General features: G+C 70.3%; 8 protein-coding genes and 1 pseudogene. 4 read left to right on the top strand and 5 right to left on the bottom strand.

Annotated elements, in window-relative coordinates; genetic code table 11:
• The first annotated feature begins 161 nt into the window (after positions 1–161).
• The 3 genes from serS (at position 162) to BS83_RS06065 (ending at position 3759) form a co-directional block, all read left to right on the top strand.
• Positions 162–1439 (top strand): serine--tRNA ligase, encoded by a 1278-nt coding sequence (gene serS / locus BS83_RS06075; RefSeq protein ID WP_084713168.1) that lies wholly within the window; start codon positions 162–164, stop codon positions 1437–1439.
• Between the two features lie 29 nt (positions 1440–1468).
• Positions 1469–2287 carry an HAD family hydrolase gene (locus BS83_RS06070; RefSeq protein WP_037601728.1) on the top strand — a complete coding sequence of 273 codons (819 nt, stop codon included), beginning with the start codon at positions 1469–1471 and terminating at the stop codon, positions 2285–2287.
• A gap of 221 nt (positions 2288–2508) precedes the next feature.
• Entirely contained in the window at positions 2509–3759 is a 1251-nt protein-coding gene (locus tag BS83_RS06065; protein WP_037601726.1) for a CynX/NimT family MFS transporter, read from the top strand.
• 49 nt (positions 3760–3808) lie between these two features.
• Here the strand turns inward: BS83_RS06065 and BS83_RS42765 are convergent, their stop codons facing one another.
• Positions 3809–6694: an RHS repeat domain-containing protein gene (locus BS83_RS42765; RefSeq protein ID WP_063774103.1), complete on the bottom strand. Its 2886-nt coding sequence runs from the start codon at positions 6692–6694 to the stop codon at positions 3809–3811.
• Between the two features lie 179 nt (positions 6695–6873).
• Here BS83_RS42765 and BS83_RS06055 point away from each other — a divergent pair, with 179 nt between their 5' ends.
• Positions 6874–8148, top strand: coding sequence for a serpin family protein (locus BS83_RS06055; RefSeq protein WP_084713167.1), 1275 nt, complete (start codon positions 6874–6876; stop codon positions 8146–8148).
• Here the strand turns inward: BS83_RS06055 and BS83_RS06050 are convergent, their stop codons facing one another.
• The 4 genes and pseudogenes from BS83_RS06050 to BS83_RS06035 all read right to left on the bottom strand — a co-directional run bounded on the left by BS83_RS06050 (position 8149) and on the right by BS83_RS06035 (position 11655).
• Complete coding sequence (locus tag BS83_RS06050) at positions 8149–8868, bottom strand: ABC transporter permease (RefSeq protein WP_037602819.1); 720 nt, start codon at positions 8866–8868, stop codon at positions 8149–8151. It abuts the gene before it with no gap.
• A gap of 17 nt (positions 8869–8885) precedes the next feature.
• A pseudogene (locus BS83_RS06045) lies at positions 8886–9740 on the bottom strand (ABC transporter ATP-binding protein); the annotation flags it as partial.
• Between the two features lie 78 nt (positions 9741–9818).
• Positions 9819–10712, bottom strand: coding sequence for a hypothetical protein (locus BS83_RS06040; protein WP_037601720.1), 894 nt, complete (start codon positions 10710–10712; stop codon positions 9819–9821).
• Entirely contained in the window at positions 10705–11655 is a 951-nt protein-coding gene (locus BS83_RS06035; protein WP_037601717.1) for an ABC transporter ATP-binding protein, read from the bottom strand. Before BS83_RS06035 ends, BS83_RS06040 begins: the two co-directional genes overlap by 8 nt.
• Between the last annotated feature and the right edge of the window lie 97 nt (positions 11656–11752).

Here is an 11752-nt window from a genome sequence, read left to right as displayed (position 1 = left end):
CGGTTCACTCTCTCAGCCCACATGGCGTGCTCTTACCGTTCTGACAGGCTTGAGGTGCCCTCGGGACGAAGATGTGACAGATCGGACCGTACGACCCGGGTCGAAGGTCCCGTCAGAAAGGTGAGCGAGCTCACCGCCCCCGGCCCGGTACCCTCGTACTCGTGATTGACCTTCGCCTGCTTCGCGTAGACCCGGACCGTGTGCGCGCCTCCCAGCGCGCCCGAGGAGAGGACGTCGCCCTCGTCGACGCCCTGCTGGCCGCCGACGAGCGGCACCGGTCGTCCAGTTCCCGCTTCGACGAACTGCGCAACGAGCAGCGCCAGCTGGGCAAGCTGGTGGCCAAGGCCAAGGGCGAGGAGAAGGCCGAGCTGCTCACCCGCACCCAGGCGCTCGCCGCCGAGGTGAAGGCCGCGAACGCCGCGCAGGGCGAGGCCGAGGCCGAGGTGCAGAGCCTGCTGGGCCGGCTGGCCAACCTGCTCGACCCTGAGGCCCCGGTCGGCGGCGAAGAGGACTTCGTCACCATCGAGGAGATCGGCACCCCCCGCGACTTCGCGGCCGAGGGCTTCGAGCCGCGCGACCACGTCGAGTTGGGCAAGCTGCTCGGCGCGATCGACACCGAGCGGGCCGCCAAGGTCTCCGGCTCGCGCTTCTACTACCTGACCGGCGTCGGCGCGCTGCTGGAGCTCGCCCTGGTCAACATGGCGATCGCGCAGGCCACCGAGGCCGGCTTCATCCCGATGATCACCCCCGCCCTGGTCAAGCCCCAGGCGATGGAGGGCACCGGCTTCCTCGGCCAGGCCGCCGAGAACGTCTTCCGCCTGGAGGCGGACGACTTCTACCTGGTCGGCACCGCGGAGGTGCCGCTGGCGGCGTACCACATGGACGAGATCATCGACGCGGACCGGCTGCCGCTGCGCTACGCCGGCTTCTCGCCCTGCTTCCGCCGCGAGGCGGGCACCTACGGCAAGGACACCCGCGGCATCATCAGAGTGCACCAGTTCGACAAGGTGGAGATGTTCTCCTTCACCGCGCCGGAGGACGCCGAGGCGGAGCACCGCCGCCTGCTGCAGTGGGAGAAGGAGTTCCTGGACAAGCTCGGTCTCGCCTACCGCGTGATCGACGTGGCCTCCGGCGACCTCGGCGCGTCGGCGATGCGCAAGTTCGACATCGAGGCGTGGATCCCCACCCAGGGCAAGTACCGCGAGGTCACCTCGACCTCCAACTGCGGTGAGTTCCAGGCGCGGCGACTCGGCATCCGGATGCGCGGCGAGGACGGCAACAAGCCGCTCGCCACGCTCAACGGCACGCTCTGCGCGGTCCCGCGGATCATCGTGGCGATCCTGGAGACGCACCAGCTGGCCGACGGCTCCGTCGTCGTGCCGGAGGCGCTCCGCCCCTACCTGGGCGGCCGCGAGGTGCTGGAGCCGGTCAGCAAGTAGGCGACAGAACAGAGAGCGAGTCCCCGCACGTGAGCTCCGCCCCCCGGCCGTACGACCTGATCGCGACCGACCTGGACGGAACGCTGCTGCGCGACGACCACACGGTGTCGCCGCGCACGCAGCGCGCCCTGGAGGCCGCGAAGGCCACGGGGGCGCAGCACATCGTGGTGACCGGCCGCTCGGCGGCGTGGACCAGGCCGACGCTGGACAGCATCGGCTACACCGGCCTCGCCGTCTGCGGCCAGGGCGGACAGCTCTACGACGCGGGCGCGCACCGGCTGGTGACGTCGGTCACGTTGGACCGCCAGGTGGCCGGGATCGCCCTGGCCAAGGCGGAGGCCCAGGTCGGGCCGATGGCCGTGGCCGTGGTCCAGGACGGTCTCGAGGGGGACGTGCTGTTCTCCGCGGACTACGACATGCCCTCGGCCGGCGAGGAGCTCGCCGCTCCGGTGGCCGACCTGACCCAGCTGTGGGCCAAGCCGCTGAGTCGGGTGCTGGTCCAGCACCCGACGCTGGGCGACGACGAACTGGCCCGGGCGGTCGCCGACGCGGCCGGAAGCCTGGTCACGGTGGTGCTGGCCGGTCAGGGCTTCGTCGAACTGCTGCCGCTCGGGCTCTCCAAGGCGACCGGTCTGGCTCTCGCCTCGGCCCGGCTCGGCACGACGAAGGACCGGACCATCGCCTTCGGCGACATGCCGAACGACATCCCGATGTTCGGCTGGGTCGGCCACGCGGTGGCGATGGCCAACGCGCACCCCGACCTCAAGGCCGTCTCGGACGAGATCACGCTGAGCAACGAGGAGGACGGCGTGGCCGTCGCGCTCGAAGGTATCTTCGGCCTCAGCTGATTGTTACCATGGATCCGAAGCCAGACCTGGCTTCCTTGGATCAGAAGCAAGGACGGACGGACCGGACGTGGGCGGAACGCAGCTGTACGCAGCCTGCCGCGCCCTGCTGGCCGAGCTGATCGACGCGAACATCAAGCGACCGGAGAGCTGAAGCCCCGCGCCCTCGCGCGCCCACCGGCTCCTCTCCCCTTTTCCCCTTCGTTTCCGCTTGAGAGTCACGCATGTCCCGCTCCGTCCTTGACGCGCCCGTTTCCCACGCCCCCGCGCCTTCCGTCTCCCGACTGACCCGCGTCCTCGCCCACCCGGCGACCGCGCTCGTCGGCATCCTGCTCGTCTCACTGAACATGCGCGCGGCGATCTCCGCCATCTCCCCGCTGCTCGGCGACGTCAGCTCCGGCTACGGGCTCTCCGCCACAGCCGGTGGACTGCTCACCACTATCCCGGTGCTGATGATGGGTGCGATCGCTCCCGTCGCCGCCCGGCTCAACCGGACCCTCGGCGCGGAGCGCGTCGTGGCGACGGCGCTCACCCTGCTCGTCGGCGGCGTGCTGCTGCGGGTCATGCCCGGCGTCGCGGCGCTGTTCGCGGGCAGCATGGTGCTGGGCGCGGCGATCGCGCTGCTCAACGTCACCATGCCGGGCCTGGTCAAGCGCGACTTCCCGGAGCGGGCGGCGGCGATGACCGGCGTCTACACCACCTCGATGATCATCGGCGCGACGCTGGCCGCGGCGCTGAGCGTCCCGCTGGAGCACGCCTTCGGCGGCTGGCAGGGCTCCCTGGCCTCCTGGGCGATGCTCGCGCTGGTCGCCTTCGTGGCCTGGCTGCCGCAGCTGTCCTCGTCGAAGAACCACCGGGCGGCCCCGGGAGCGGCGCAGGCCTCGGCGACGAAGCTTCCCGGCCTCTGGAAGCATCCGGTGGCCTGGCAGTTGGCGGTCTTCATGGGCGTCCAGTCGCTGCTCTCGTACACCCTGATCGCCTGGCTGCCGACGATCCTCACCAGCCAGGGCATGGACCGCGGCACGGCGGGCGTGGTCTTCGCGGTCAGCTCGCTGGTGCAGATCCCGGCCGCCTTCGTGGTGCCGCTGGCGGCGGGCCGGGTCAGCAACCAGCGTGCGCTGGTGGGCCTGATGGTCACCTCGATGGCGACCGGCGTCGCCGGGCTGATCCTCACCCCGACCGCGGGCGCGTGGATCTGGGCGATCCTCGTCGGCGTCGCCCAGGGCGGCGGCTTCGGGCTGGCCATGGCGATGATCGTGCTCCGCTCGGGCTCCGCGCAGGTCGCTGCGCAGCTGTCCGGGATGTCCCAGCTGGTCGGCTACTTCATCGCCGCGGCGGGCCCGGTCGGCTTCGGCGCGCTCCACCAGGCCACCGGCGGCTGGGCCCTCCCGCTCACCATCCTCCTCGGCTGCTGCGCCGTCGGCCTGACCGCCGGCCTGGGCGCGGGCCGGCGGCTGGTGCTGACGGCCCGCTGACGCACCGGAGGCCCGGACCGATGGTCCGGGCCTCCGCACGCTCGGGGGGTCAGCCCGCGGTGACGGTCAGGGTGAGCGCGCCACCGGGGACGGGCAGGCCCTTGGGTCCGTAGGTGGTGGTGAGCCATCCCGCGTCGGTGACGGAGAAGCCGACCGTGTACGTGCCCACGGCCAGACCGTTGGGGAGGTAGAGGTCGATGGACGCGGAGCCGTCCGGTCCCACGCTCAGCGCGCCGCTCTCCTGGCCCGCGTCGGCGCCCGTGCTGTCGTAGAGGTGGGAGCCGAACTGGTTGACCGGGGCCGTGGGATCGCCGACCTTCACCGCGACGTGGACGGACTGGCTGCCGATCTGGCTCTGCTTGATGGTCGTCACGTTCAGCGCCGCCGAACTGACCGTGGGCGGCGTCGTGTCGGCGACGCTCTGGACGGTGACGTCACCGAGGGACGGCGCCTGGTACGACGCGCCGTAGAGCGCCACGTCGCCGGCCCCGTCGAGCACCACGACACCGAGCAGCTGACAGCCGGCGGCATGACCGTTGTTGGACTGCGCCAGACGAACGGGGACCGAGTAGCCGCCGTCCGCATCGACAGTCGGCGTCGTCGCGGTCTGGGTGCAGTAACTCGTGTCGGACCAGGTGAGCTGGATCGAGCTGACGCCCGACCGCGCACCGGCGATCCGCATCGACACCTGGAACGGCTGGGCCTGCGTCCAGCTGTTCAGGGACGCCGGCGAGGCCTTGAAGCCGCTCGCGCTGAGTGGGCTGTCGGCGGTGACGGTGACCGGGTCGAGGTTCAGCCCGGTGTAGGTCTTCGTCTGACCCGCGTTGTTGGTGAGCGTCAGCGAGGAGACGGACCAGGCGCCCGAAGGGGAGCCCGCAGGAATCCGCACGGACGCCCAGCACTGGGCGTCGGTGATCTGCTGCTGGCACGGGCCGGACTGCTGGTTGTTGTCGTCCAGCTCCTCGAACGAGCCGCTGACCGTCCTGCCGCCCGGGCCGGAGACCGTCACGGTCCCCTTCCAGAAGCCGGACTGGTAGTCCTGGGCGTCGAGCAGGTACTGCACGTAGTTGTTCACACCGCTGTAGAGGTAGTCGGGCTGGGTGGCGGCGCTGCCGTTGAGCCAGACGTAGCCGTTCTGCGGCGTCTGCGTCGCGACCTGCTCCGTCGCGGTGAAGTGGGAGGCGGCGAACCCTGCGAGGTCGGAACCGGCCAGCACCTGGCGCTGCTGATCGGCGAAGTCGTAGGCCGTCGCCGTCGAGACCGCCCAGGTCGCCGAGGTGGCGCCCGCGTACTGCGGCACCGGGAAGGTGTACGAGTACGTGGAGCTCGCGGCGTTGCCGGATACCAGGCCGGCGCCGTTGTAGGTGTCGCCGGTGGAGGAGAAGTCGACGATGTACGCCTGGCCGATATAGCTGTCCGGCGTCGCGCCGCGCTGACGGATGACGACCTCGCCGCCGGTCTGCGTCGCGGCCGGGTCGGTGTCGTTCAGCGTCCAGGTCAGGGTGTCGGTGGCGGAGCCGGTGCTCGCGTCGACCGTGGGCGAGCCGAAGGCGACCGAGGTGAACCTCAGGTCCTTGCCGGTCGAGAAGTAGCCCACCACGTCGGCGACGACGTCGGTGGTGCCACCGGAGTTGTAGAAGTCGACCTTGCCGTCCGCACCGACCGGCACCGTCACCAGGTTCGGAACCGTCTGGCCCTTCACGAAGTTCAGGTTCGACGCCGTCGGCACCTTCTGCCCGTCCGGGTAGACCGTCAGAAAGCCGCTCGACGTCGTGTCCGTGACGGTGACGTTCATGACCACCGCGCTGACGTCGGCCGTCGACACGCCGCCGTTGCCGCCACCGCCGTCGATCTGCAGCGCGATACTCCTGCCCGCGTGCACCGGAGCCTTGGGCGCGCCCAGGCCCTGACGGGTGTCGAGGAACCGGGTCGGGGCGTTGAGGGTCTGGAAGGTCCCGCCGGACTGCGGCGCCTTGGTGAGGTAGTAGCCGGCCAGGTCGGCGACGACGTCGGTGGTGCCACCGGAGTTGTAGAAGTCGACCTTGCCGTCCGCACCGACCGGCACCGTCACCAGGTTCGGAACCGTCTGGCCCTTCACGAAGTTCAGGTTCGACGCCGTCGGCACCTTCTGCCCGTCCGGGTAGACCGTCAGAAAGCCGCTCGCGGTGGTGTCGGTGGCGGTGACGTTCATGACCACCGCGCTGACGCCCGTCTTCGGCACGCCGTTCACACCCGCGACGGTCAGGCTGATCGCGTGACCGCCGGGGATCGGGGCCTTCGGCGCGCCCTTGGCGATGCGGGTGTCCAGCAGCCGGGCGGGACCGTCGGCGGTGTAGTTCGCACCGGCCTTGTCCAGCGTGTAGTACCCGGCGAGGTCCACGATCACGTCGGCGGTGCCGGAGCGGTCCGCGATGGCGATCGTGCCGTCCGAGCCGACGGGCACCGTCACCTGGTTGGCGATCGTCCGCCCGGCCGTGAAGTTGAGGTTCGAAGTGGTCGGCGGGATCTGCTCGTACGGCGAGACGGTGAGGTAACTGCTCGCCGTCGGGTTCGTCACGGTGACGTTGAGCACGACCGCCGTCGGCGTCACCGACGAATTACCGGAAATCTTGGATACGTCCAGAAAAAAGGCGTGCTGACCGATTTTGGCGGCCACGCCGTGGTTGCCGATCCCGGTACGCGTGTCCAGCAGCCGGGTCGGCCCCGCCGCAACGAACGAGCCGTTCAGATAGGGCTGCTCGGGCAGTGCGACGTCGCGACCGATCTTGGCCGCGTGGCTCTTCGACGGCGCCTTCGGCGTCGGCTTGACCGGCGCGGCCGCGGAGGCGGCGGTGCCGGCGAATCCCGAGACGACCATGCCGAGCGTGACCGCGGCGACGACCGCGCGGCCGCGTCTGCGTCGGCCGTCGAGGCGTGTGAAACCGTGCCTGAACACGGGCCCCCCATTCTCTCTTGGTGTGCAGAGAATAGGCGCTCGGCCGGAAACACTGTAGCGGCGTCTGGGCAATTGAAACCTTGTGACAGGCAATTGCTCCGGCTCTGCGCAACAGGTCGGGAACGTGCGCCGGCGCCGACGTGGCGGAACCCGGGAAACGACGCGCGCGTCACAGCGGCATGACGAGGAGCACGCGGGGGAAGACGCTCGGCCTGGTGACGGTTGCCGCGCTGCTGGCGATGACGGGGTGCGCGAGCGGCGGGGGCGGGGCGCCCGGTGGTGGGGTGGCCGCCGAGGCCGGGTTGGTGCGGGTGAGTGCGCCGGTGAGCGGCGCCTCGGCGGGGGACGTTCGCGGCGCCGCTGCGGGCAGTGGGGCGTTGGGGCTGGCGCTGCTGCGGCAGCTCGGTGCGAAGGGGAACGTCGCCGTCTCGCCCGCGAGTCTGGAGGACGCGCTCGCGATGCTGCTGCCGGGGGCGCGCGGCGAGACCGCCGCCGAGATCCAGAAGCTCCTCGGGACCGGTCTCGGCGCCGAACGCTACGCCGCCGCACTCGGAGCCCTGCGCCGCGCGGAGGTCGCGCAGGCGACCGCGGACCACAACCAGCTCAGCTTCGCCGACGACCTCTGGGCGCAACAGGGCTTCCGGCTGCGCCCGCCCTATCTCCGCACCCTCGCCGGAGCCTTCGACACCGGCGTGCACACCGTGGACTTCGCTCACGACGCCCAGGGAGCGATCGAGGCGATCAACGGCCAGGTCTCCCAGGAGACGCACGGCATGGTGCCCACCCTATTCGACCGGGGCGGGCTGGACTCCTCCACCGTGCTCGCGCTCACCGACGCCCTGTATCTGCACGCGAACTGGGCCGTGCCCTTCGACCGGGAGAAGACCCAGGCGGCGCCGTTCCACCTGGCCGACGGGACGACCGTGCAGACCCCCACCATGACCGGCTCCGGCGGCGTCCCCGCCGGCGCCACCGCCGACTGGCAGACCGCGGAACTCCCCTACCAGGGCGGTCGGCTGGCCATGGACCTGCTGCTTCCGACCGACCCCGCCAACCGGCTGCCGACGGCCGCGCAGCTCACCGCCGCCCTCGCCTCCGTCGGAGACCGGCGGGCCCTGGTGCACCTGCCCAGGTTCCACTTCTCCTACGGGCAGGAACTGACACCGACCCTGGAGTCGCTGGGTATGCGCACCGCCTTCTCCCCGAAGGCCGACCTGGGCGGCATCCCGGCGGACGGGACGCCGATCCAGGTCAGCACGATGGTCCAGCGCACCAGGGTGGACGTGGACGAGCAGGGGACCACGGCCGCCGCCGCGACGGGGGTCGGCCTCTCCGCCACGGCCGCGGAGTTCCCGCCGCCGGAACTCTCCTTCGACCGGCCGTTCGTGTTCCTCATCCGGGACACGACGACCGGTCAGGTGCTCTTCCTCGGGCGGGTCACCGACCCGCGCTGATCACTCCTCGCCGGCCAGCGTCAGCCGGCTCAGCCGTGCGGCCGCGAGCCACGCGCCGCCGAGGGTGGCGACGAGCAGCAGCGGGATCGCGGTCGGCAGGTGGACGGCGGAGGTGATGACGCCAGGATCGGCGATCTTCTGTCCGACGGACAGCGCCCACTGGTGCACGCTGAGGGTCTGCGCGCCGGGCACGTACGCGCCGACGATGGTCTCCCACAGCAGCGCGTACATCAGGCCCCAGACCACCGCGTGCCGGGAGATCACTCCGAAGAGCAGGAACAGCGCGCTGTAGGCGATGCCGGCGATCAGTGCGGCGACCGTGTAGCCCAGCGTCAGGTTCTCGAAGGTGCCGAAGAGGATCAGACCGGCGATGTACGTCGGCAGCGCGGCGAAGACGACCGAGCAGCCGATGGCCACGACGAGCTTGGAGACGATGATCTTCCAGCGCGGCTGCGGCTTGGCCAGCAGGTAGATGATCGAGCCGTCGTCGATCTCGGGGCCGATGGCCCCGGTGCCGGCGATCAGCCCCACCAGCGGGACCATCGTGCCCAGGCCGAGGCCGCCGAGGATGCCTCCGGCGGTGTTCTCGTCCTGGCCGGCCACGGCGCGGATCACCACCGAGAGCGCGATCAGCAGCAGGGGCAGACCCAGCAACAGCAGGCCCCGGCGGCGGCCGAGCAGGCCGCGCATGGTCAGCCGGGCGACTGTGACGTTCATGATGAGGTCTCGGCCTTCCGTTACTTGGCGGCGACGAGGTAGGAGAAGACGCTCTCCAACGACTCGTCCGCCGGGGAGACGGTCAGCAGGCGGATGCCTGCCTCCTTGGCGACGCGCGGCACCAGCTCGGTGAACCGGTAGAAGTCGATCGCCTGGATCTGCAGCGCCCGCTCCTTGTAGTCCAGCTCGATCCCGGCCGTGGAGCCGTCCGCGATCAGCGCCGCGGCGAGCGCGCGGTCGTCGCTGGAGCGGACCGTGTACCGGTGCGGGCGGTCCGTCATCAGGCGGCGGATCTTGCGGAAGTCGCCGGAGGCGGCGTGCCGTCCCGCGACGACCACCTCGATGTGGCGGGCGAGCTGCTCGACCTCCTCCAGGATGTGCGAGGAGAAGAGCACCGTCCGGCCCTCGGAGCCGAAGCGGCGCAGCAGCTCCATCAGGTGCATCCGCTGGCGCGGGTCCATGCCGTTGAAGGGCTCGTCGAGCAGCAGCACGGCCGGGTCGTGGACCAGGGCCGAGGCCATCTTGACGCGCTGCTTCATGCCCTTGCTGTAGGTGGAGACCTGGCGCTCCTGCGCGTACTCCATCTCGACCGTGGCCAGCGCCCGCCGAGCCGCCGCGCCCGGGTCGGGCAGGCCGTGCAGTTCGGCGTTGGCGAGGACGAACTCCCAGCCGGTGAGGAAGTCGTACATCGCCTCCCGCTCGGGCACGAGCCCGATCTGACGGTAGGCCTGCTGGTTCTTCCAGATCGGCACGCCGTCGAGGACGACGCTGCCGGAGGAGGGCGGCAGGAAGCCGCTCATCATGTGGATCAGGGTGGACTTGCCCGCGCCGTTGGGGCCGAGCAGGCCGGTGACGCCGGGCTCGATCGTCATCGAGACGTCGTTGACCGCGACGACGTTGCCGAACCAGCGGGACGCCCGGTCGATGCTGATGGTGGTCATGGTGCAGCCTCCTCAGATCTTCCGGTAGCGACGGACCAGCAGGGCGAAGGTGCCGAGGACGATCACGGCGATCCACACGAGGAAGACCACGCCGCCGAGCGTGCCCGGCACGCCGATGATCGGGCGGTCGGTCTTCACGCTGAAGATCCACTGGACCGTGGAGTCGATCAGCAGGCCGGGGTTGACCATCGCGACCCAGTGGCCCGCCGAGACGTGGCCCTTGAACCGCATCACGCTGAAGATCACCTGGGCCAGGCCCTGGGAGACCATGAAGGTGGCGATGATCGCCGCGACGCCGAAGCCGCGACGCGGCGTCAGCGAGGCGATGAACGAGCCGATGCCCGCGTAGACCAGCGCGTAGAGGGCGGCGGCGAGCACTCCGTAGCCGAAGTGCTCCAGGTTGTAGGTGAAGGCCATCGAGCCCAGGATCGAACCGATCCACATGATCAGCATCGGCAGCATGGTCAGGATGAAGACCGCGGAGGTCATCGCCGCGAACTTGGCGCGCACGTAGTCCGAGGAGCGCAGCGGACGCGAGAAGTAGAGCGGCACCGTCATGAAACGCAGGTCTCTGGAGAACAGGACCGGGGCCTGCGCGGCCGTGAAGACGGCGATCACGAACTGCATGATCGTGAGGTAGAGGGTGTACTCGATCGGGAGCTTGCCGGACTTGAGGTAGATCGAGATCGCCACCATGATCACGGCGGGCACGATCATGATCACGGCCATCGCCATCGGCAGGATCTTCGACTTGCCGGAGCGGCCGAGCCCGAAGGCCCCGCGCAGGCTCGCCGTGTAGAGGGAGCGCGTGGCGTAGCCCGCGCCGAGCCGGGGGCCCTCGTAGTGGCGGTAGCCGATGTCGTGGATGACGTCGGCGCGGCCGTTGCCGTTGAGCGTGTCAGACATGGACGGCCTCCTCGGCGGTGGCGGCGTCCGTGAACACCTCGGAGATGTGGTGGCGGCGCTGCTCCAGCCTGACCAGACCGACGCCCAACTCCGCGACCGCGTCACGGATCACGTCGTAGACGTCCTCCCCGGTCAGCTGGACCAGGATCACGTGACCGCCGTCGAGGGTGGCCTTCAGCCCGGCGTCGTCCAGCTTGGCGAGCAGGGCGGCGTCGGCGTCGAAGCCGGGCTCCCCCTGGCGCTCGGTGACCTCGACGGCGAGCAACGCGGTGGCGGCCGTCATGTCGGCCGTGGAGGAGCTGCGCAGCAGCGTGCCACCGTCGATGACGACGACGTGGTCGCATGTGCGCTCGAGCTCGCCGAGCAGGTGCGAGGTGACCAGGACCGAGATGCCGAACTCGCTGTGGACCCGGCGGATCAGGTCGAGCATGTCGTCCCGGCCGACCGGGTCGAGACCGTTGGTGGGCTCGTCGAGCAGCACCAGCTGCGGGTCGTGCACCAGCGCCTGGGCCAGCTTGACGCGCTGCTTCATGCCCGTCGAGTACGTGCCGATCGGGCGGTAGCGCTCCTCGTACAGCCCGACGTGGCGCAGGATGTCGGCCGTGCGCTCGCGCGCGGCCGTGGCCGGCAGGCCGGACATCCGGGCCATGTGCACGACGAACTCGGTGGCGGAGACGTCCGGCGGCAGGCAGTCGTGCTCGGGCATGTAGCCGACGCGCTCGCGGATCGCCCCGCCTTCGGTGGCGACGTCGAGGCCGAGCACCTGCGCGGTGCCCTCGGTGGCCGGGGCGAGGCCCAGCAGGATCTTGATGAGTGTGGACTTACCAGCGCCGTTCGCTCCGACCAGACCGACCACTCCTGGCTGCACCTCGACGGTGAGGCGGTCCAGAGCGGTGACCCGGGGGAACCTCTTGGTGAGGTTGTCCGTAGTGATGACAGACACAGGATGAGACTAGCCAGACTGTGTGGCCGATCACATCAGGTTCATGGCTGACTTTCCCCTAGCCCTGGGATGTACGTGTGGGGGTGCGTCCCCTAGG

This window comes from Streptacidiphilus rugosus AM-16, assembly GCF_000744655.1.
GTDB lineage: Bacteria > Actinomycetota > Actinomycetes > Streptomycetales > Streptomycetaceae > Streptacidiphilus > Streptacidiphilus rugosus.
Note: the sequence above shows the minus strand (reverse complement) of the source record. Positions and strands in the feature narration are given on the sequence as shown.

Coding starts and splice junctions, on each gene's coding strand:
- BS83_RS06065 (WP_037601726.1), top strand. CDS start 2,509: ATGTCCCGCTCCGTCCTTGACGCGCCCGTTTCCCACGCCCCCGCGCCT.
- BS83_RS06055 (WP_084713167.1), top strand. CDS start 6,874: ATGACGAGGAGCACGCGGGGGAAGACGCTCGGCCTGGTGACGGTTGCC.
- BS83_RS06040 (WP_037601720.1), bottom strand. CDS start 10,712: ATGTCTGACACGCTCAACGGCAACGGCCGCGCCGACGTCATCCACGAC.